Annotated in this window: 16 protein-coding genes and 4 pseudogenes; 6 read left to right on the top strand and 14 right to left on the bottom strand. The window is 34.4% G+C overall.

The window, feature by feature from the left end; all coding sequences use genetic code 11:
* Positions 1–38: 38 nt before the first annotated feature.
* Positions 39–1,319 (bottom strand): adenylosuccinate synthase, encoded by a 1,281-nt coding sequence (locus CaldiYA01_RS00100; RefSeq protein ID WP_207180139.1) that lies wholly within the window; start codon positions 1,317–1,319, stop codon positions 39–41.
* A 146-nt stretch (positions 1,320–1,465) separates the two neighbouring features.
* On the opposite strand from CaldiYA01_RS00100, the gene thiT reads away from it, so the two are divergent.
* The 3 genes from thiT (at position 1,466) to CaldiYA01_RS00085 (ending at position 2,997) form a co-directional block, all read left to right on the top strand.
* Positions 1,466–2,098 (top strand): energy-coupled thiamine transporter ThiT, encoded by a 633-nt coding sequence (gene thiT / locus CaldiYA01_RS00095; protein ID WP_207180137.1) that lies wholly within the window; start codon positions 1,466–1,468, stop codon positions 2,096–2,098.
* A 242-nt stretch (positions 2,099–2,340) separates the two neighbouring features.
* Positions 2,341–2,808 carry a type II toxin-antitoxin system VapC family toxin gene (locus tag CaldiYA01_RS00090; RefSeq protein ID WP_207180128.1) on the top strand — a complete coding sequence of 156 codons (468 nt, stop codon included), beginning with the start codon at positions 2,341–2,343 and terminating at the stop codon, positions 2,806–2,808.
* A 15-nt stretch (positions 2,809–2,823) separates the two neighbouring features.
* A complete protein-coding gene (locus CaldiYA01_RS00085) occupies positions 2,824–2,997 on the top strand; it encodes a hypothetical protein (RefSeq protein WP_207182871.1) in 174 nt (57 codons plus the stop codon).
* A 49-nt stretch (positions 2,998–3,046) separates the two neighbouring features.
* Here CaldiYA01_RS00085 and CaldiYA01_RS12520 read toward each other — a convergent pair.
* Positions 3,047–3,790, bottom strand: a pseudogene (locus CaldiYA01_RS12520) (TPM domain-containing protein).
* Positions 3,780–3,914, bottom strand: a pseudogene (locus tag CaldiYA01_RS00075) (LemA family protein); the annotation flags it as partial. The pseudogenes CaldiYA01_RS00075 and CaldiYA01_RS12520, both read right to left, overlap by 11 nt.
* Positions 3,915–4,121: 207 nt before the next feature.
* On the opposite strand from CaldiYA01_RS00075, the gene CaldiYA01_RS00070 reads away from it, so the two are divergent.
* Positions 4,122–5,645 carry a WG repeat-containing protein gene (locus tag CaldiYA01_RS00070; RefSeq protein WP_207180123.1) on the top strand — a complete coding sequence of 508 codons (1,524 nt, stop codon included), beginning with the start codon at positions 4,122–4,124 and terminating at the stop codon, positions 5,643–5,645.
* A 113-nt stretch (positions 5,646–5,758) separates the two neighbouring features.
* Positions 5,759–6,399: pseudogene (locus CaldiYA01_RS12515) on the top strand (class I SAM-dependent methyltransferase).
* Here the strand turns inward: CaldiYA01_RS12515 and CaldiYA01_RS00060 are convergent.
* From CaldiYA01_RS00060 to CaldiYA01_RS00045, 4 genes and pseudogenes are all read right to left on the bottom strand, one after another.
* Positions 6,322–6,778 (bottom strand): annotated as a pseudogene (locus CaldiYA01_RS00060) (type II toxin-antitoxin system VapC family toxin). The pseudogenes CaldiYA01_RS12515 and CaldiYA01_RS00060 sit on opposite strands and share 78 nt — an antisense overlap.
* The gene (locus tag CaldiYA01_RS00055; protein ID WP_207180121.1) at positions 6,762–7,001 is read right to left on the bottom strand and encodes a type II toxin-antitoxin system Phd/YefM family antitoxin; all 240 of its coding nucleotides are present in this window, start codon (positions 6,999–7,001) and stop codon (positions 6,762–6,764) included. Before CaldiYA01_RS00055 ends, CaldiYA01_RS00060 begins: the two are co-directional and overlap by 17 nt.
* A 304-nt stretch (positions 7,002–7,305) precedes the next feature.
* Complete coding sequence (locus tag CaldiYA01_RS00050) at positions 7,306–7,884, bottom strand: Uma2 family endonuclease (protein WP_207180119.1); 579 nt, start codon at positions 7,882–7,884, stop codon at positions 7,306–7,308.
* Positions 7,885–8,125: 241 nt separating this feature from the next.
* The gene (locus tag CaldiYA01_RS00045; RefSeq protein WP_207180117.1) at positions 8,126–8,788 is read right to left on the bottom strand and encodes a peroxiredoxin; all 663 of its coding nucleotides are present in this window, start codon (positions 8,786–8,788) and stop codon (positions 8,126–8,128) included.
* A gap of 254 nt (positions 8,789–9,042) precedes the next feature.
* On the opposite strand from CaldiYA01_RS00045, the gene lexA reads away from it, so the two are divergent.
* Positions 9,043–11,502: a transcriptional repressor LexA gene (lexA, locus tag CaldiYA01_RS00040; RefSeq protein WP_207180115.1), complete on the top strand. Its 2,460-nt coding sequence runs from the start codon at positions 9,043–9,045 to the stop codon at positions 11,500–11,502.
* 216 nt (positions 11,503–11,718) lie between these two features.
* Here lexA and CaldiYA01_RS00035 read toward each other — a convergent pair whose 3' ends face one another.
* The 7 genes from CaldiYA01_RS00035 to dnaA all read right to left on the bottom strand — a co-directional run bounded on the left by CaldiYA01_RS00035 (position 11,719) and on the right by dnaA (position 22,623).
* On the bottom strand, positions 11,719–13,629 hold the full coding sequence (locus CaldiYA01_RS00035) for a beta-propeller domain-containing protein (RefSeq protein WP_207180106.1): 1,911 nt from the start codon (positions 13,627–13,629) through the stop codon (positions 11,719–11,721).
* A gap of 277 nt (positions 13,630–13,906) precedes the next feature.
* Positions 13,907–16,336 carry a DNA gyrase subunit A gene (gene gyrA, locus CaldiYA01_RS00030; protein WP_207180104.1) on the bottom strand — a complete coding sequence of 810 codons (2,430 nt, stop codon included), beginning with the start codon at positions 16,334–16,336 and terminating at the stop codon, positions 13,907–13,909.
* Positions 16,337–16,582: 246 nt separating this feature from the next.
* Positions 16,583–18,496 carry a DNA topoisomerase (ATP-hydrolyzing) subunit B gene (gene gyrB / locus CaldiYA01_RS00025; protein WP_207180102.1) on the bottom strand — a complete coding sequence of 638 codons (1,914 nt, stop codon included), beginning with the start codon at positions 18,494–18,496 and terminating at the stop codon, positions 16,583–16,585.
* Between the two features lie 36 nt (positions 18,497–18,532).
* Complete coding sequence (locus CaldiYA01_RS00020; protein ID WP_207180100.1) at positions 18,533–18,817, bottom strand: extracellular matrix/biofilm biosynthesis regulator RemA family protein; 285 nt, start codon at positions 18,815–18,817, stop codon at positions 18,533–18,535.
* Between the two features lie 26 nt (positions 18,818–18,843).
* Complete coding sequence (gene recF, locus CaldiYA01_RS00015; protein WP_207180098.1) at positions 18,844–19,905, bottom strand: DNA replication/repair protein RecF; 1,062 nt, start codon at positions 19,903–19,905, stop codon at positions 18,844–18,846.
* Positions 19,906–19,932: 27 nt separating this feature from the next.
* The gene (gene dnaN, locus CaldiYA01_RS00010; RefSeq protein WP_207180089.1) at positions 19,933–21,039 is read right to left on the bottom strand and encodes a DNA polymerase III subunit beta; all 1,107 of its coding nucleotides are present in this window, start codon (positions 21,037–21,039) and stop codon (positions 19,933–19,935) included.
* A 219-nt stretch (positions 21,040–21,258) separates the two neighbouring features.
* A complete protein-coding gene (gene dnaA, locus CaldiYA01_RS00005; RefSeq protein WP_207180087.1) occupies positions 21,259–22,623 on the bottom strand; it encodes a chromosomal replication initiator protein DnaA in 1,365 nt (454 codons plus the stop codon).

Below are 22,623 nucleotides of genomic sequence, written 5' to 3'. Positions count from 1 at the left end.
AACTAAATTCTCGGATGGCTTTTTATTGGCAATAACTTTTAGTCTTTTATTATTATATCCTCTCTTGCCGGTCCTGTGCCAATGAGAAAAACCTTTGCACCTGTCTCTCTTTCTACAAACTCTATATATCTTTTTGCACTCTTTGGCAATGAATCATAGTCTTTTGCAGTTTTTATCTCCTCTTCGCTCCAGCCTTCAAACTCTTCATATATTGGTTCACACTCCATCGCAACTTTTAATGACGCAGGAAAAAGTTCTAAAACTTTTCCCTCATATTTGTAGCCAACACAAACCTTTATTTTTGGAAGACCAGATAACGTATCAAGCTTTGTAAGGGCAATCTTATCAATTCCATTTATTAAAACTGCATACCTCACAACAACAAGGTCAAGCCAGCCACACCTTCTTGGTCTTCCGGTGGTTGTGCCAAACTCCCTCCCTTTTTCACGAATGCTATCTCCTATTTCATTCAAAAGCTCTGTGGGAAATGGACCTTTCCCAACCCTTGTGGTGTACGCTTTAACAACACCAATTACCTCTTGAATATACTTTGGTGCAATCCCTGCTCCAATACAAAATCCACCAACTGTTGGATGGGATGATGTAACATATGGATATGTTCCATAATCTAAGTCTAGCATTGTTGCCTGTGCACCTTCTAAAAGAACCTTTTTACCAGCTTTTATTGAATCATTCAGAAGCTTTATTGTATCTGTGATATATGGTTTCAAAATTTCTCCATATTTCATAAACTGTTCTAAAAGCTCTCCAAACTTCATTGGTGTTTTGTGGTAAACATGAGTAAGTATTTGGTTTTTCCTCTCATACACATTTCTAAGTTTTTGAACAAACTCCTCTTCATCAAGCATGTCACAAACTCTGAGGTTTGTCCTTTCTGTCTTATCAGTGTATGCAGGACCTATTCCCCTTTTTGTTGTACCAAGACTTTCATCGCCTCTCAGTTTTTCCTGCTCTTCATCAAGTACTTTGTGATATGGCATGACAAGATGCGCTCTGTCGCTAATTTTTAAGTTCTCTGTTGATATTCCCTCTTTTTCTAAGTTTTCTATTTCCTGTATCAAAGATTCCGGGTCAATAACTACTCCATTCCCTATGATGTTAAGCTTATCCTTGTAAAGTATTCCTGACGGTATAAGGTGTAGCTTGAAAACCTTGCCGAAAGCTTCAACTGTGTGACCTGCGTTGTTGCCGCCCTGAGCCCGAACAACAACGTCAGCTTCCTTGGCCAAAAAGTCTACAATTTTGCCTTTTCCTTCGTCACCCCATTGGGTGCCAACTATCGCGCAGATTTGCTGCATTTTTGTATCATTCTCCTTCTTTTATATGCTTACCTTTATATATTTATAAAAAAAACCCTTTAATATTATATCAGAATGAAGTGCGTTTTTTAAGTATTCATTTTGTGATATAATTAATTGAAAATATGCTTGGGAGATGAAATAAAATGAGCTATTTTGCAAGTATATTCAAAGATTTTGAAAAGATAAAATGGTATTCGCTTACGATAATCATTGTTTTAATATTTATTAGTATCTTTTTATATCTTGCTCAAAAGCGTCAAAAATTTTCAACAAAAGCTCTTGTGTACGGGGGAGTTGTCATTGCCCTATCGTTTATACTTTCATTTATAAAGCTTTACAGAATGCCACAGGGTGGTTCAATTACACCTGCAAGCATGCTACCGCTTTTTGCATATGCTTATATATTCGGACCATTTGCAGGGATAGTTGCAGGAATGGCTTATGGAATACTGCAGCTAATACAAGACCCATATGTTGTTCACTGGGCACAGCTTCTTTTAGACTATCCACTAGCCTTTGGTGCTCTCGGATTTGCAGGATTTTTGAGAAAAAATCTGCCTTTGGGAATTCTAATAGGTGGTTTTGTAAGGTTTGCCTTTCATTTTATATCTGGAGTTGTATTTTTTGCATCATACGCGCCAAAAGGTACAAGCCCGGTTGTGTATTCTGCCATCTACAATGCAACTTATCTTGGTCCTGATCTTGCTGTGTGTTTGATAATAGCCTTTATCCCGGGCTTGAGAAGTGCTATTGATAGATTAAAGTCCCAAACTTAGAGAAAAAGTGAATTTTTTAAAACAAAAATTTTGGGCAGGCAGGCTTTTTTATCTGCTTGCCCTGCCACCGTCAGATTGACCCCTCCAAATCCGTCAAAGCTATCGGAACCAAAAGGTCCACTACCAAATCCACCAAATTGGTAATAGCAAAATCTGCAATAATTTCTGAAGAATAAATAGAGTTATTTATGTTATAATCTAATTGTAAGGAAAGTAACAAAGGGAAGGAGAACTTTAAGACTTTGAAAAAGTTGAAAGTGTACCTTGACACATCAGTTATCAGCCATTTAGATCAGCAAGATAATCCTGAGTATATGCAGATAACAAAAGAATTTTGGGAAGAAGTCAAAAAAGGAAAGTATGAAATTGTTGTTTCTGATATAGTTTTTGCCGAGTTAAGAAGATGCTCTGAGCCTAAAAGAAGTATTTCATTGAGATTTTTATCTGAAATTGAATATAACACCATTGAAATTTCAAAAGAAATTAGAGACCTTGCTAAAGAATACATAAAAAACGGTATTATTCCTTTAAAGTATATTGATGATGCAATTCATATTGCAGCAGCTACTGTTTCTCAATGTGATGCATTGGTATCATGGAATTTTAAGCATATAGTTAAACTCAAGACAATTCATGGAATAAATGGAGTTAATAAATTAGCAGGTTATAAAGAAATACAGCTGGTATCACCTCAAATGATGTTAGAATAAAAGGAGTGATAGGAAATGATGTTTGAAACAAGTGCAATGACAGAACTGCACAAAATAAGAGAGCAAATATATGAAGAAACTAAAAATATGTCAGACGAAGAATTCATAGAATTTATCCGTAAGGAAGCCGAGAAAGTTAAAGAAGAAATAAGATTGTTAAAAGAAGAAACCAAAAAACAAGTAAACTGACAATTACTGTTTTTAATCCCAAGAAATTTGTATGCCCTAGCAGGCTTTTTTATCTACTTGCCCTGCCACCGCCAGATTGACCCCTCCAAATCCGTCAAAGCTACCGGAACCTCCACCGCCTCTGCCAAACCCACCAAATCCGCCAAAATGGTAGCGGTCTCCTTCTCTGTCCCACGGGTCCTGTCCCCACCAGTACGTTCTCTTTCGTCTTCTGCCAACAAAAGAAAATATCATTATTAAGACTACAACAACAAAAACTGCAAAACTCGGCATATCAGACTTTTAATTTGAGCCCTGGTCGCCCACCTGAATTTCTATCATCGATGTGCCATCACCACTTTCATCCACTGCTTAGCCAAAAAGCCCTTTTAACTTCAGTCCATACTCGTTTGCAACCTCGCTTGCAACTGCAAAAAATGTATTCTTTATCCCCTTTGAATATTCTTTATTCTCAAATGCAGGTATAGCATACTCATCAAGTATCATCCCTGCTTCGCCGTCTGTTATCGCACCTTCCAATCCATACCTAACTTCTATTCTTATTCTCTCTCTTGCCAGATAATAAATTCTCTTTGTTTACTAAAATCAAAACTCCATTGTTAAGTTCTTGTCGCCAATCCCCCAGCTATTTAAAAGTTCATTTACATATTCTTTTATTGTAGACATTTTCAACAGGGTTTTCGGGAATCTGAGCAAGAGCCTCAGCAAAAAATACTATCATAAGGCTTGAAACTGCAACTACAACCACTATTGCAAGTGTTTTAAAAATTAAAATGTTCGGAAAAACTTTTATTTTTCATGTTATAACTTTTTACCGCATCGTTGTAATCCTTTCTTGCAACGAGAATTCTACTTTCTGTCCCAGCAAATTCATCCATAAGCTGTACAAACGTCCTGTCTAAATATATTTTTGGATACAATGGTATATATGCCTACTATTTAATTGTACTAATTTTCATACTAAAAATTAACTATGTATTTTTTGTACATAGTTGAGTTTATTTTAAAAAATGATTATAATATCTTATATAGTGATTTATTCTATACCGATTTTTAGCATTAGCAGATTCAAATGTAAATTAAAAATATTTCTAATAAACCCTTTTAAAAAGGAGGAACATTTTATGAAAAAAGTAAAAATATTTATTTGCCTTTTACTGGTACTTATTCTTTCAATCAGCATTCTGACTTTAACAAATGCCCAGCAAGCCTCTTCCAAAAATTTTGTATATATAAAACCGCAGTTTGAAGATGTAATGTTCTGGGAAAATGGTTGGATTTCTTATCTTCAGGGTAGAAAATGGGGAATTTTAAGTTCATCTGGAAATATCATTTTCAAACCGCAGTTTGATAAAATAGAGCCTATAGTTTTTGATGGTGCCTCAATAATGGGTATTGAAGATAAATTCTATAAAGATATATTTATTGTCTGGCAAAACGGGAAAGCAGGATTTATAGATACAAACGCAAAAATAATTGAAAAACCAGAGTTAGACTCACTCGATGTTATAAATCCATGGATAAATATATATGTTTGTAAAAAAGATAGTAAATATGGTTTTCTGAATCTGGATAAAAAAATCTATGTCTCTCCTCAGTTTGAAAAAATGTATTTTGTAGTTGTACTCCCATATAACCTAAATGGAAAATATCCAAATCCCCATGTCAAGTGCGTTTTGTCAGATGAAAACAAAAAAGAATTCTGTCTGTATGCTCTCGATTTGAAAGATGGAGTATGGCCAAATTCTTATTTAGAATATATTCTTGTTTCTAAAGATGGAAAGTGCGGAGCTGTTGATGCTTTTGGAAATGTATTTGTAGATTTTAAATATAATTCTTTCGAAGAAGTTTTATCAGATAGCAAGTTTACAGAAGCTGTGCAGAATATGTTATCAAATGAATCAAAACCTGCAACATCTTTGAGAAAAAATGAGACAAACAAAACATCACCTGATTATATTTCCAGCGAAATTATTGGCAATAAATACTTCCTTGTGTTTCAAAAAGCAACCAGTAAAGGTTATACACAAGTTAAAAGCAAAGAATACTATGATAATGTCAAAAATATTGGGTTTACTAATTTCATTGCAGTTTGTAAAAATAAAAAATGGGGAATTGTTGATATAAACGGAAAATACGTAGTTAAGCCTCAACTTGATGATATAAAAGAATTCAGCGAAGGATTTATAGCTTTTGAACAAAATGGAAAATGGGGATTTATGGACAAAAACTTTAAAGTTGCTATAAAACCTCAATTTGACAAGGCAGAAAACTTTTCTGAAGGATATGCTGCTGTAATGAAGTCAAATTTATGGGGATATATTAATCCTTCTGGAAAGTTTATTATAAAACCTCAATATACCAAAGCAGGTCCATTTTTTGCTAAGTTAGCTGCTGCTTCTACAAAGGATTTTGTAGGGCTTATAGATACAAAAGGTAGTTTTGTGGTAAAATTTTCAGCTAAGAATTCTCAATATTCTTTTGTGGACAGCGAAACCTACAGGTTTAGATACTCTTCAGATTCTACACTAAATTCTAAAAATTATGAGCTTTATAAACATACACTTAACTTCCCTAAATTTGGCTATGTTGTGATTGATAAAAAATCAAAAAAGGTTGGACTTGTTTTAAGGGGGCAAGGAAAGTAGCCTTGCTCTCTTGTTTCATTTACTAATTTAAGGAAAAGTAACATAATTTTTATAAGCAATCTTAGATTTATAGAAAATATAAAGGAGATGAACTTGAAACAAGAGAATAGAAAATGGATCAGACGATTAAGTACTACGATGAGAATGCCATTGAGTTTTTCATGAATACAAAGGATGCAAATATGGAAAATTTATACAAGCTATTTTTAAAATACATTCCTGAAGGTGGTAAAATTCTTGATTTGGGTTGCGGTTCAGGAAGAGACACAAAATATTTTCTTGAAAAAGGTTATGACGTGGTGGCAGTAGACGGTTCAATTGAAATGGTGAAATTATCAACTGAATATACAGGAAAAAAACTCTGCACATGACATTTCAAGAAATTGATTTTAATGAAGAATTTGATGGTATTTGGGCTTGTGCCTCTTTGTTACATGTCAGAAGAGATGAAATCAGTAGTATATTATATAAAATCCACCGTGCTTTGAAACCAAATGGTGTTTTTTATGCATCATTTAAATATGGAGATAAAGAAGAATATAGGGATGATGGTAGGTTCTTTAACTACTATGATGAAAAGTCTTTTTCTGAATTAATAAAAAAACTTGGGTATTTTGATATATTGGAAATTTTGATAACAAATGATGTTCGAAAGGGTAAAGAAAATGAAAAGTGGTTAAATGTGATTTTGAAAAAAAAATGTATAATGAAAGAAACAAACACCTTGGAATCTTTCAACAAATTCAGAAGGTGAAATAGCTTTTATTATTAACTTTTTAAGTTTATTATCTCGTGTGATAACAAAGTCTGCTCTTATTTTTTTAGCACATTGAATCTGCAAGGCATCTTCAAGATCATTTATAGTGGAATTTTCAATGGCTTTTTCAATGTCTTTTTTTGTTACTGTAACCAATTTAACAATGTTTAAAAGTGCTTTTATTGCTTTTGTTGCTTTGTCACTTCCCAACTCCTTTGCAATAAAATAATAAAGGTCAGTGACAACAAATGAAGCAATGTAGCCTTTCAATAAATCCTTCTTCAGCATACTTTAAAACTTTGTATGAATCTTTTTCAAAGGGAGACCTTTTTAAAATAACATACAGAATAATATTTATATCAATAAGAACTTTTATATTTTCTTATCCTTTCCCTTCTTATTTGTTTCACTGTCACCTCTTTATTTGGATAATTCTCCATAAGCCCATATAGAAAATCTGCATTTGGTGTGCCTTGTTTTTTTATAGGAACAATCTTTGCTACTTCCTTACCATTCTTTGTTATAATTATTTCTTCTTTTTCTGCCATCTTTAAATATTTTCCAACTCTCATTTTAAATTCGGTAGCATTTAATATCATGATTATCACCTCTTTTAAATATAGCTATTTTGACTGTAACAAGATTAGCTATCAATTTCAACATTATATTTGCCTATGTTAGTGTCAAGAGACTGTAGATTAATTTTTAGCAACAACTTCTGAAACACCTTCTTATGTCTTTAGCCAACAATGGTTATTCTTGAGCGATTCCTCGTTCAAACTTTGAAAAACTTAGATCTTCCTTATTTTGAAAACTAAATCCCAAAAATCAAATAAGACTTCAAAAATAAACATCAATTGATAAATAAAAATATTTGAAAGGATAAAGAGATGGATATACAAATTATTCCACAACTCCAAAAATTTCATCTAAATTTATTATTAAATCTTCAAAGATAGAAACTTTGATTTTATTGCCTACAGTGTATACATCAGGTCTACCATATCGACCATTTTCTTGTAGAGTAAAAACACTTATAATTTTATTTTCAGGTTCAACTATCCAGTATTCTTTTACTCCATGCTTTTCATATAAATTAAATTTCTCTATTTTATCTTTACTTGCAGTTGAAGGTGAGGTAATTTCAACAATCAAATCAGGAGCACCTTTTAATCCTTCATTGTCTATTTTTGATTTGTCGCAGACTACTACAATATCAGGTTCTACAACTATTTTTATTTCTTTATTGTTTTTTTCATTTGCAGAAGGAAACCTTACTCCAAAAGGCGCACTAAATACTTCGCACTGCTTGCCCTTAAGATACATTGCAAAGTTTATAAATAGTTCTCTTAATATTCTTTGATGAATTGTGGATGGAGAAGCCACTAAATAAACCTTGCCGTCAATTAATTCTATCCTTTGATCATTTGGCCAGTTTAAATAATCTTCATAAGTGTAAATCTCTTCTTTAGGCAAAAACATAAAAAACACTCCTCAAATTTTCTTCTTTTTATTTTTTACTCATTATTTTATATCATTTTTTTACTTTTACCAAGAGTAAGGTTTTATCTTAAATTCTATAAATATTTTTTCCTTTTAAAATTTTAAATACTTGGCTAGTAATCTTATCCTGACTTTTAATGAAAAATTCACATTCCAAAAATACAAAATTAGAGAGACCATCCACTCTCCTTTTGGACAGCCTCTCTCAAAGCTATTTATTTTACAGCTTCTTATAACAAAACCACCAATCAAAACACTCAATCTCGCCGACCTTTGCTTTTTGAAGTCTTTCTTTTGCCAAATCTTCTGTTGCTGCAGGTGGAATTATTACTTTATCGCCAATCAACCCGTTGTTTGGCCAATTCTCAGGAGTAGCAACACCGTTTTGGTCTGATGTTTGTAGTGCCTTTAGCGCTCTTAATATCTCATCAATGTTTCTTCCAACCTCTTGAGGATAGTACATCATAAGCCTTAAAATTCCCTTGTCATCTACTATGAAAACAGCTCTGACTGTGTTTGTCCCTTTTGATTCATGAAGCATTCCCAAAGTGGTTGCCACTTTGCCAAGCTCATCTGCAATAACAGGGAACGGAATCTTTACACCAAGCTTTTCTTCAATCCACTCAATCCACTTTATATGAGCAAAAACTTGGTCAACTGAAAGTCCAATCAGCTCAGCGTTAAGTTTTTTAAACTCCTCTGCCTTCTTTGCAAATGCTACAAACTCTGTTGTGCACACTGGTGTAAAGTCCCCAGGATGCGAAAAGAGCACAAACCATTTGCCCGCATAGTCATCAGGAAGCTTCTTTACACCGTGAGTTGTTTTTACCGTCATGCTCGGGAACTTCTCCCCCAGCAATGGAATTCTGATTGTATTTTCCACTATAACCACTCCTTTAAAACTTTTTTGTCCAATTTATTAATACCATTGTGAAAAGACTTATAAACACAAATTAATAAACAAATTTTTATTTATTGTTATTCTCAAAATTGTATAAATTGCAAAATTGAAATGATTTTTTTCTTTTCATTAGCAATATTCCTTTCTTGCTATGGATTTTGTTTGCAAAGAATACAAAATTGGTTTATAATAATATCAAAAATAAAAACGTTTGTTTTTATCTGGGGGTAATTCTGGTGAATTTGAACATTGAGCAGAAGAAGCTATCTCAGGCAAAGCCAAACGGGCATATGCTTGTAAAAGGTGTTGCAGGCTCAGGAAAAACAACTGTTGCAATATATAGATTAGTCTATCTTCTGAATGAATATTGCTTTGCGCCCGATGACAAGATTCTAATGGTAACTTTTAATAAAACGCTGGTAAATTATTTAAAATATCTCTATAACAAGTTGGAAGATGCATATATTTCATTTGATTCTCTGGTAAATGACAACAAGGATAAGGTTAAGATAGCTTCAATTGACAGCATAATTTACGGATTTTTTCAGGAATACAAAGAATATTCTGGCGAAAATCTTGAGATTGTCAACAACAAGGCAATAAAATATAATTTTTTAAATCAGGCAATTGTTAAAATTAAAGAAAAATATCCAAAGGTTCAGTATATAGACCTTTCTTTTGCCAATTTTCTTTTAGATGAGATTGAGTGGATAAAATCATGTAATATAAGAGAATTGGAGGAATATCAAAGCACTGATAGGATAGGAAGAACAGTTCAAAATCAGAAAGACATGCCTCAGAAGATAGCAAAGAATTCAGAAACAAGAAAGGCTATATTTGAGCTCATGCAGCTTTATACCTCGCTTTTAAAAGAAAATAGGCTTGTTGACTTTAAAGATATGGCTTTGATTGTACTGGATTACTTGAAAGCAAACGAACACAGAATTACAAAATATACGCACATTATAATAGATGAAAGTCAAGACCTCACAAAGGTTCAATTAGAAATTTTAAAGCTTCTTTATAACTCCGAAAAAAGCTATTCCAGCATAATGTTCATTGCAGACACAGCCCAGAGCATTTACACCCATTCATGGCTTGTCAGGGGAAGGTCGTTTGCGAGCATTGGATTTGACATGACAGGAAAAAGCTATACACTGTCTAAAAACTACAGGACAACTGTTCAGATTGCAAACCTTGCATATAGTTTAATAGAAAAGGCACCAGAAATAATAGAAGATGAAAATTTTGTAAAACCTGCTTTAATAGACAAGCAAGGGCCTTTGCCTGTACTAAAGATTTTCCAAACCGAAGAACAAGAAGCAGAGTTTATTTGCAATGAAATTGCAAATAACTTGGCATATGAATTTCAATTAAAAGACATAGCAATAATTTGTAAAAATAGAAGGTATCTAGAGTCTTTTTATAATTATGCTTCTTCAAAAGGAATAAAAGCCATATTTTTGAACTCAGACTCAGGTGAAAACTTTGAAGAAGAGGGTATAAGACTTATCACCATGCACTCTATAAAAGGTTTGGAGTTTAAAGTGGTTTTTATCATTGGACTTAATAGCAACATAATCCCATACTCATCATGTGAAGACAGTGAGGTTGCAAAGTTGCAAGAGACAACTGACAAAAAGCTCTTTTACGTTGGTATGACAAGAGCAAACGAAAGGCTGTATCTGTGCTGCTCAAGAAAACCATCAAAATTTTTGAGTGAGTTGAATACAAAACTTCTTCGGATTGATTCTAAATGTAGTCTTCGCAGTTTTTACAAGCTAAGGATTGATGATTACAAATACATAAACAAAATCAGAGATATCTACTGCAAAGAAGAAGAGGTTCGCCAGTGGCTTATAAATGAACTTATTGAAACTTATAAATACCCAGAAGAATTGATTGATGTTGAGTACAAGCTAAGTGTATTTTCAAAACCTGCATTTGTGGACGTTGTTGTGTTCAGGTATGATTCAAATAAAGAAAAGGTACCATTTATCATTTTTGAGGTAAAACCCTATCTTTCCGGAATAGGTCAGGGGGCAGAGCAGCTGAAAAGCTATTTGAATGTGGTTCCAAAATGTTCTTTTGGAGTTGTGACAGATGGAAACAGCATTTTAATATTTGACAGCAGATTTGAAATTGTAGATGATTTTCCACACTTTGATATAAGTATGCTTCCTTCTCAAATTGAAGAATATGAAGTTATGGATTTCAGAAGGTCGAAAACTTATAGACTTAGAAAATTAGTTGACACAGGACATATTGACTTAGTTCAAGATGGACACTCAATAGAGATAAAATCAGAAGATGTTTTTAAGATAAACCTGTATGAAAAGGTCTCAGCAGGAGTGCCCGTGGAAACATCTGATGAGGCAATTGGTAAGGTCGCCTTGCCAAATTTTATTATTTCTGACTCTGAAAGGTATTTTGCAATCAAAGTTAAGGGCGATAGCATGGTGGAAGCAAATATAAAAGACGGAGACATTGCAATTGTTCAAAAATGCAATACTGCAGAAAACAGAGATATTGTTATTGCATGGCTTGATGGAGAAATAACCGTAAAAAGATTTTGCAAAATGGGAAGCACAGTCCTGCTTATTCCTGAAAACAGCAAATATGAACCAATCAATATTAAAGAAGGAGAACTTCGTATAGTTGGAAAAGTGGTTGGTGTGATGAGAAAGAAGAGATGACATCACTTCTTATAAACAAAAGGTGGGATTTTCAATAAAAATGCCCACCTATTGCTTTCTTTGTTTTTGCTAATTTTTCTCTATCATACCCCAGTAGTATTCGCACCTCTTAATATTATTTAATTTATGCGTGTCATTTATAAATATTACATCTTTGGTCAACTTTATTTCGATTATAGTAAAATTAGTTAATTATTTTAATAATTAACTAATAATTTACTCCAAACTCAAACTTGCAACCTCATCTAAATTATCAAGCCTATTTGCTTTTATCATCTTGTATGATATCGTGTACAAGGTATTGTTAATATATAAAAGCCTGTCAATCCTGTAGACCTCTTTTTCAGATATTCTGTGAGATATTTTTCCTCTCAAAACAAATCCCTTTCTCATATCAATGCTGTATACATATGCACCCGTAAATGTATTTTTACCTTTTTCAAAAACCTCTACAGGGAATGCAAAAATGTTTTTATTCTTATCAAACAAAAGCGCTTTGTGATTATTAAGAAGCTCAGAGTTAGTACCCTTGCCCCCAATTATGACCTTGAAAAGCTCTTTTGGATTTTCTACATCCTCAACATTGAACATTGCAATTTTCAGTCCCAGAGGTATTGCATATTTTTCATCTAAATCCTGTGCATCCCTGCCAAATCCTATTATGTGATTTTGGTCATATGGATGAAGATATGTCGAATATCCAGGTATCTTCAGATACCCCAAAATCTCAGGTTTTTGAGGATTCTCAAGACTTATCACAAAAAACGGGTCAAGCGCTTTGAAGGTAACAAGATATAGTCTTTTTCCAATAAATCTTGCTGAATATATTATCTCCCCTTTTGCAATGTTATCTATCTTTCCAACTACTCTCAAGTTTTTATCAAGAACATATACAGCATTAAAACAGTCATAGGTTCCTTCAGACAAAGAAGGTCTTTCGCCAGTTGTTGCAACCCTAAAATAACTATCCTGCTCATCCATTGAAAATTGATTCAATACTTTTCCATTGACAAGCCCCGCTGCTATAAGATTAACTTTCCCTTTTGAAAGTTCAAATCTACAAATCATTGTTTTTCTTATAAAATAATACCATGGTTTTATATTATCTTCCCATTTTTCAGGCCAGTAAACTTTTTTTATTACTTCAGAACACAGATAAAGATTTTCTTGCGAACAGTAAACTATATTCCCTCCACCAAGCACACACTCAACGCAAATTTCATTCTTTGACTCAATATTGAAACTTCCAACAACAGTAATACTGCAGTTTATAAAATCCGGAATATACTTTATTCTGTCAAAGCCAATATATGTCTTTTTTGAATCACCTGTAATACTATCTGAAAAGTATGGTTTGAAATCTTGCTCAGAGTAGGTCTTTTTAGCGTAAATTTCATACGGGAATTGCTTTTCTGTCACGATGTAAAGATTTGTGCCTATTTTCCTCGATGTCAGGTATCTTCCTGCAATTGAGACTCTCCTTACTTCTTTAGGATTTGATTTGTCAGAGATGTCATAAACAATACAATACGTTTCTATCAATAACTGGTATGGAATATAAACCTTTATTTTCTTTGAATCGATATCTGGAAAAACATCTTTCTGGATAACAGGTTTTTTATCTACAATTTTCTCCTTTACACAAATAATAACAAGATACTTATCATCAATATAAAATTCTTCCGGATAAAATTCATCGCTTAATTTAATTTTTGATACAACCTTCATTTCCTCAGGTGGATAAGCTTTTACAATAACAATTCCATTATCCTTAATCTTTGGATATGGTTTTGCAATATATATATACCGTCCATCTGTCTTTACAATATCAGCCTCATCAACGCCCATAACCTGCACATTTGTCTGTGAATAAGAAGACTCAAAATCTTCTTTATTTTTGCTGTTTATAGTTAAATCTGGTGCTAATTTGAAATTCATGTTTTCCCCTGAACCCATGTATGGATTTTTCCTTAGTGCTTCATCAACAAGTTTTTTAAAATCGCTAAAAGTCCCAACTTTTTGCAGAAAATATTTGGGTTTTGATTGATCTGACACAACAAAACGGATACCAAAAGATGATATTATAAACAAAGCAACCAACATCCCTAAAATACACTTTTTTATCATCCCCTACACTTCCTTTAACTTTTTTAATAGTAAAACGAACAAAAAACTAAATTGTTATTCTTACAAGTCAATTGCATAACTACTAATACTATATCAGAAATTAAAAAGGATTTGTTGAAATATTTTGTCTTTTTAATTAACAAAAAAGTAACCCTCAGTAAAACAATTGATGTTCTAAAACGAAGATACCAAAAATTAATAAATTAAAAAAAAGCCACAGATAATTTTTCGTGTAATTATCCGTGGCTTCTTTATGTTGTAGATTACAAAATTTTTTCTATTCATCTACCTTTATCCTTGCAATTGACGATACTTTTATATTATCTCCATCAATTCGCATAAGTTTAACACCCTGTGTATTTCTTCCCTGAACAGGAACTTGTGACATCTCAAGTCTTATAAATATTCCGCTGCTTGAGCAAAGCATTATCTCATCCTCATCATTTACCATCTTTATATCAACAATTCTACCTGTCTTTTCTGTAACTTTATATGTCAAAACACCTTTTGCACCACGCTTTGTTTTTCTATACTCTTCAATCTCGCTTCTTTTACCAAACCCGTTTTCTGTGACGCAAAGAAGATACTTTCCATCGCTTGCTTTTTCCATTCCAACAATAAAATCACCATCTTCCAGCGTCATACCTTTTACGCCCTGGGCAGTTCTTCCCATCACTCTTACATCATTTTCATTGAATACAACACAATAGCCATTGCTTGACACAAGAACAACCTCATCATTGCCAGATGTGAGCTTCACATCAACAAGACTGTCATCATCTGCAAGAGTTATTGCTTTTTTGCCTGACTTTCCTGTATTTTCAAACTCGCTTAAAAGCACTTTCTTTATTGTACCGTTTTTAGTACACATCATAAGATAGCCTTCCTTAAAGTCTTTTATAGCCATGGTTGCTGTAATCTTTTCGTCCTTGCCAATCTGAATGAGGTTGACAATAGCAGTGCCTTTTGCCTGGCGCGAACCTTCGGGTACTTCATATGCTCTTAATCTAAAAACTTTTCCTTTGTCTGTGAAAAAGAGTATATAGTGGTGTGTTGTTGTGACAAAGACATCTTCAACAAAATCCTCTTCTCTTGTTGATATTCCCGTGATGCCTCTGCCACCACGTTTTTGGCTCTTGTATGTGTCAAGAGGAAGACGTTTTATATACCCAAAATGGGTAAGTGTGATTACAGTTTCCTGCTCTTGAATCAGCTCTTCTTCCTCAAAGTCTTCATGTTCGTCCTGAACTATTTTTGTCCTTCTTTCATCCTTGTATTTTTCTTTTATCTCCAAAATCTCTTTTTTTATAATCTCCTTTACCATCGCATCACTTGCAAGCGCGTTTTTGTAATACTCTATCATCTTGATTAGCTCTGCAAGCTCTTCTTCAATCTTTTGCCGCTCAAGGCCAGTTAAGCGCTGAAGTCTCATGTCAAGAATTGCTTGAGCTTGGACCTCTGTAAACTGAAATCTGCTAATGAGCCTTTCTTTTGCCTCATTTACTGTTTTGGATGATCTAATAATTGAAATTATCTCATCTATATGGTCAAGAGCTTTTTTAAGCCCTTCTAAAATGTGAGCTCTTTCTTCTGCTTTTTTGAGGTCATACTTTGTTCTTCTAACAATTACCTCTTTTTGATGTTCAATGTAAAGATTTAGCATATCCATAAGCGTCAAAACTTTTGGCTGGTTGTCAACAAGCGCAAGCATAATTATTCCAAAGCTGTCCTGAAGCTGGGTGTTTTTGTAAAGCTGTTTTAAAACTACATTTGCATCTGCATCTTTTTTAATTTCAATTACAATCCTCAGACCCTCTTTATCAGATTCATCTCTTATATCAGAAATTCCATCTATCCTTTTTTCGTGAACAAGCTCGGCAATCTTTTCAATAAGCCTTGCCTTATTGACCATGTAAGGAAGTTCTGTAACAACTATTCTTTGTTTTCCCTTGGAGGTCTGCTCAATTGTTGTTTTCGCCCGTACAATGATTTTTCCCTTTCCGGTTGAATAAGCATCCCTTATACCCTTTTTGCCAATGATATACCCACCTGTTGGAAAATCAGGCCCTTTGATTATCTTCATTACATCTTCAAGGGTTACATTTTCATTGTCAAGGATATACACAATTGCATCAATCACTTCTGCAAGGTTGTGAGGCGGTATGTTTGTTGCCATACCAACCGCAATGCCCTGACTGCCATTTACCAAAAGATTAGGAAACCTTGATGGTAAAACCTTTGGTTCTTTTGCCGATTCGTCAAAGTTTGGCATGAAATCAACTGTCTCTTTTTCAATGTCGCGAAGCATCTCGATAGCAATTTTGCTCATACGCGCTTCAGTGTAACGCATAGCAGCCGGAGGGTCTCCATCTACCGAGCCAAAGTTTCCATGCCCGTCAACAAGCGGATGGCGCATGGAAAAGTCCTGTGCCATTCTGACCAAGCTTTCGTATACAGCTGCATCACCGTGCGGATGATATTTGGCAAGAACATGCCCGACAACTGTTGCAGATTTTCTGTAAGGCTTGTCAGGTGTAAGACCTATCTCGTTCATTGCATAAAGTATTCTTCTGTGAACAGGCTTTAATCCATCTCTCACATCTGGCAGAGCACGAGATACAATGACGCTCATTGCATAGTCTATATAGCTTTTTTTCATCTCTTCCTGTATCTCAACAGGAATTATCCTAAAATCGAGCTCTTCCATGCTTTAATTTTTCCTCCCTTTATAGTGTTCACTTTTGCTCTTGCTTTTTTATCCATTCAACTATAAGCTAACTCCTTTAATATCTCGTAATTTTCTTCAATAACTTTATCAATTATTTCTTCTATATTTTTTCCATTTCATTTTTTAAATTCAATAAAATCCAAAACTTCTCTCTGAGTTTCTTCAGGCAGTTTTACAACTTCTTAGTAGATTTTTTTACAACTTCCACTTTGAAACATCTCTTCTTTATATATCCAAATTCCTTACATACTTAGCATTCTTCTCTATAAACTCTCTTCTTGGCTCAACCTTGTCTCCCATTAGGATTGTAAAAATCTCTTCTGCCATAACAGCATCTTCAAGCTCAACTCTAAGAAGTATTCTTCTTGCAGGGTCCATAGTGGTCTCCCAAAGCTCTTGTGCATTCATCTCACCAAGACCTTTAAAGCGCTGTACCTGCGCATCTTTCATCTCCTGCAAAATCTTCTGAAGCTCTTTATCGTTGTAAGCATATCGAACCTGCTTGCCTTTTGTCACCTTGTAAAGCGGTGGCTGGGCAATGTAAATGTGGCCGTTTTCTATCAGAGGTCTCATATACCTGTAAAAGAATGTAAGAAGAAGAGTTCTTATGTGAGACCCGTCAACGTCAGCATCTGCCATTATAATTATCTTGTGGTATCTGAGTTTTTTTAAGTCTATGTCATTTCCAATTCCAACACCAAGTGCTTGAATCAAAGGAAGAAGCTTGTCGTTTGAATAAATCTTGTCCTGGCTTGCCTTTTCGACATTGAGCATCTTACCCCAAAGAGGCAAGATTGCCTGATAGCGCCTGTCACGCCCTTGTTTTGCTGAACCGCCTGCAGAATCACCCTCAACTATAAATATTTCACATTTAGCTGGGTCTTTTTCTGAACAGTCTGCAAGCTTGCCAGGCAAGTTTGAACTATCTAAGGCAGACTTTCTTTTTATTACAAGTTCTCTTGCCTTTTTTGCCTCTTCGCGCGCTTTTGCCGCTAAAATTGCCTTGTCTATAATCTTTTTTGACACATCAGGATTTTCTTCTAAAAAAGCCGCCAGCCTTTCAGAAACAAGATTTTCAACAGCCCAGCGCGCCTCGCTATTCCCAAGTTTTGTTTTTGTCTGACCTTCAAACTGTGGTTCGTGAATTTTAACAGACACAATAGCTGTCATACCGTCTCTTATATCCTCACCAAGAAGCTGTGTATCACCTTTTATGAAGTTATACTTCTTTGCATATTCATTTACAGCTTTTGTAACAGCAGTTTTAAAGCCTATAAGGTGAGTGCCACCGTCTATGGTTGCTATGTTGTTCGCAAATGAATAGATGTTCTCACCAAAATCTTCTGTGTACTGCACTGCAACCTCAATGAGAATATTGTTTTTCTCACCTTCAATGTATATAGGCTCCTGGTGCAAAACTTTCTTGTTCCTGTTCAAAAACTTTACGAACTCAGCAATACCACCATCGTATTTTAGCTCTATTGGTTTTGCATTCTTTTCCCTTTCGTCTAAAAAGACTATCCTTATACCTTTGTTCAAAAACGCAAGCTCACGTAGGCGCTGCAAAATTACATCGCCGTCAAATTCTATGGTCTCAAAAATCTCATCATCGGGTAAAAATGTAACTTTTGTACCTGTCCTGTCGGTAGTATCAATAACCTTTAGCTCACATGTTGGTTTTCCTCTTTCGTATCTTTGAAAGTACACCTTGCCATCTCTGTAAACCTCGACTTCCAAGTACCGAGATAAAGCATTTACAACAGAAGCACCAACACCGTGAAGACCTCCAGATACCTTGTAAACTCTTTCATTGAACTTTCCACCTGCATGAAGAACGGTAAATACAACCTCAACACCGCTTTTTTGAAGTTTTGGGTGAATATCAACTGGAATTCCTCTTCCATCGTCAGTAACAGTCACAGAGTTGTCTTTGTGAATCACCACTTCAATGTTTTTACAAAACCCTGCCATTGCCTCGTCAATTGCATTGTCAACAATCTCATATACCAAGTGGTGAAGACCTCTCTGTGAGGTTGAGCCTATATACATTCCGGGACGTTTTCTTACAGCCTCAAGTCCTTCCAAAACCTGTATTTCACTTGCTGAATACTGCTGTGAATTTACATTTATCTTATCCAATTTTTATCTCACCTGCCAACAAGATAATTTTTAAAATCAATCCTGATTTAGAAAGTTGTTAAAATAGAGGTTGAAGTTCAAAAGCCTTTTTGCAATTGTTCCCGGTGACACAGGAGATATTATTCCATACATTCTTCCATCAACCTCAAGGATTATTATAGACTTTTTTATTTCGTCATTTATAACCACAACCCTGTCATTAATCTTTAGATTTTCTAATATTTTGAGATTGTCGCCTGAACGCACAAAAGAATCCCAGCTCAGTATTACAAGAAGTTCTGCGCTATTGATTACATAATCCTCACCAATGTGAGCAAACATATTCTCTACACATCCCCAAAAGTTTTTTATAAATTCTTTTCAAGAAAAATCACATTTGCACTCCCAATCTCAAGAATTCCCTCTCTTTCAAAAGCACGTAAATCTTCTGCAGATGTCACAAACGACTGGTATTGACTTATAAACTTTACAAGATTTCTTATTTTAAACTTATCAAGCTCAGAAAATACATCATCTAAAATTAGCACAGGTTCTGGATAAAGAAGAGATGTTGCAAGAACAACTGAGATTGCTGCAAGTTTTATCTGTCCCTCGGACGCAAAATTTATTGCCGATTTTTTATCTATCAAAATCTCAAAGTCGTCCCTGTGAACACCTTTTGTTGTATAACCAAAACTAAAATCTCTATCAATACTCTTTTTCATCTCTTTGTAATACTCTTCCTTATCCGAAGCAACAATTGATGGCATATACTTAAGTTCAAGCATTGATTTGTTTTCAAACACATAACTGAATACCTTTTGAGCTTCAATGGATAACTTATTTATAATCTCCTGCCGTTTTTGAAAAATTAAAAATCCAAGCTGACTTATTTGCGTATCGTACAAATCTATTATATCCTTTTTATCATAACTTTTCAAAAACGCATTTCGCGAAAGAAGTGCTTTCTGGTACTCTGAATAAACCTTTGTCATGTAAGGGTAAAGCTTTGTAACTTCCATATCCAAAAACCTGCGCCTCAGTTTTGGCTGACGTTTTATAAGTTCTGTTGTATCTGGATCAAAAAAGACAAATTTGAAGATACTAATTAGCTCAGAAAGTCTATTTATTTTCTTACCATTTATCATTATTCTCTTATCTGAATTCCTATCTACATAACAAAAAAGGTTATACTCAATGTCATCAACCTCGGATAGCATCTCAAGCTTGAAATAGAAAGAATCAAAATTTATTGCATCTATATCTCTACCTTTAAAAGATTTTCCACACATACAAAAATATAGAGCCTCAAGAAGAGAAGTCTTTCCTGAGGCGTTATTTCCTACAATTAAGTTCATTTTATCTTTAAACTCAAAAAATCTATCCTTGTAACCTCTAAAATTCTCAATGTGAATGCTTTTTATCTTCATACTCATACAACCTCTAAAAAAATGGCTTTACTCTGGCATCTTTATAGGGAGAACAAGGTAGATGTAGTTAGGATCGTCCGGCTTTTGTACAATTGAAGGGCTTGTCTGTGATGTTATAAACAGATTTATCTCTCCCTCAAGCTCTTTTAAAACATCTATGAAATACTTGACATTAAATCCAACTCTGATGTCTTTACCCTCAACTGAACAAAGCACATCCTCTTCATACCTTCCGTCAGCAGACATAGACTTTACTGTAAACATCATACCGTTTGTCTCAAATATGACAGCTTGGATATTAGTTTTTTCATCTTTTGATACAATAGAGGCTCTTTCAAGTGTACTTTCTAAAACATCAGATGAAATTGAAATTTTGGTTGAATACTCTGTTGGGATTGCACTTTTGTAATCAAAAAACTTTCCAGAAATAAGTGTAAGTATTACAGTTGTTGAACCTATTTCAAATGTTGCTTGGTTTTCAAAAAACGATACTCTTACCTTTTCTGGCTCTTCAATGTCCACTATCTTTGTAATATCATCTAAGTTCTCTGCAGGTACAATTTTCGAAAAATTTCCCTCAACTGCAACTGGTTTTATCTTGCATATAGCAAGTCTGTGACCGTCCATACCAACAAGGTTTACAAAATCATCATCTTCTTTTTCGAATAATACACCTGTAAATGTCGGTCTTGTTTCATCCTTCGATGTTGCAAATATTACCTTATCAACAGCATCGACAAACTCGCTCGCAACAAACTCGCAAAAACTCTCAGAAGGCTTCCTGTCCATCTTTGGAAAATCAAGCGGGTCTAAGCTTGGAAGCCTAAACTCTATCTTCTGGCTCCTGATTTTTACCTCGTTTTCTTCCTTTATAACCTCTACATCACCGCTTGGCAGTTTTTTGACTATGTCAGAAAACAGTTTTGCTTTTAAAAGTGCTGCCCCTCTTTCTAAAATCTCTGCTTCAAATTCTGTTTGCATCTGCATTTTCATGTCGTTTGTGGTAAATATTATCCTATCTTCAGCTTCAATTAATACACATTCTAAGATTGATGTTACCTTTGTTGATGCTGCAGCAGATATTACCTTGGAAATATTATCTTGTAGAACTTCTTTATCCACAACAAACCTCATTTTTTTTCCTCCTTTTTTTATATGGGGGTTTTATGTGTACACCATAAAACAAATCTATTAGGAGTATTCACAGTAATAGCTGTGGATAAGTTAATAACAACGTCAAATACTTGCGAAATTTAAGGTTTTGGGTGTATATATCCCTGTTGATAAATTTTAAAGTTTTCAACCAAATTCACATGTGAAAATTAAAATTCACACAAAGTTATCCACATGTTATTATTCTCTGTGGATAAGTCTTTTTTTGATTGTTTCAACAGCATTTTTTGTATTTGAATCTGTGTTGATAAGTTCCTTAATTTTTTCACAGGCGTGAAGTACCGTTGTATGGTCCTTTCCGCCGAACGCCTCGCCTATTTTTGGAAGCGATACGTTTGTAAGCTCCCTTGCTAAATACATGGCTATCTGGCGCGGGAATGCTACGTTTCTTGACCTTCTTGATGATTTAAAATCTTCAAGCCGAATACCAAAATAGCTTGCAACCTCTGCCTGGATATCTTCTATTGTAATCTCTTTTTTTGTGTTTGTGTCAATGAATTCTTTCAAAGCTTTTTCGGCAAGATCTAATGTTATCTCTTTGTCAGGTGCCATAAGCTTTGAATATGCCAGGATCTTATTTAAAGCACCTTCGAGCTCTCTTATGTTTGTTTCAATCTTTGATGCGATAAACTCTAAAATGTGCTGTGGAACTGGAGTTCCTTCAAGCTGGCATTTTTTGCTCAGGATTGCAATTCTCGTCTCAAAGTCTGGCGGTTGAATGTCTGTTATAAGACCCCATTCAAAGCGGGACCTTAGCCTATCTTCTAACGTGTTTATCTCTTTTGGTGGTCTGTCTGACGAAAGTATTATCTTCTTGTTTGCCTCATATAGTGTGTTAAAGGTGTGGAAAAACTCTTCTTGTGTTCTTTCCTTTCCGCCCAAGAACTGAATGTCATCAATTAAAAGAACGTCAACGTTTCTGTATTTGAGTCTGAACTCATCTGTTTTTTCGTCTCTTATTGCGGCTATAAGCTCGTTTGTAAATATCTCTGATGTAACATACATAACCTTTGTACCTGGATAAAGCTTTAGAACATGGTGACCTATTGCGTGCATAAGATGAGTTTTTCCAAGCCCGACTCCACCATAAATAAAAAGTGGGTTGTAAGTTCTTTCTCCCGGTGGTGTTTCCGCCACGGCCAGTGCTGCAGCATGTGCAAGTCTGTTGTTATTCCCAACAACAAACGTTTCAAAAGTATATTTAGGATTTAGCTGTGTTACTATCTCTGTTTTTTCGTCTTGCTTTGGTTTTAAAAACCTTTTATACTTTTCAACCTCGTCAGGTAAAATTACTTTTATGCTCAAATGCGGTGAAAATAGTTGCCTTAAAGCATTTAAGATAACAAGTGAATACCTGTTTATAACTATATCTCTGTGGAAATCTGCAAATGATTTTAAAATCAATGTATCGTTGTCATCAAAACAAAGAGGTACAAGTGATTCAAACCATGTGTTGTATGATATATCTGTCGGACTTGGATTTATTTCTTTTTTCACAGCCTCCTTTACCTTTTCCCACACTTCATTAACATCGTATTCAACCAT

The organism is Caldicellulosiruptor diazotrophicus (assembly GCF_017347585.1).
GTDB classification, from domain to species: domain Bacteria; phylum Bacillota; class Thermoanaerobacteria; order Caldicellulosiruptorales; family Caldicellulosiruptoraceae; genus Caldicellulosiruptor; species Caldicellulosiruptor diazotrophicus.
This window is presented reverse-complemented; position numbering and strand designations above follow the sequence as displayed.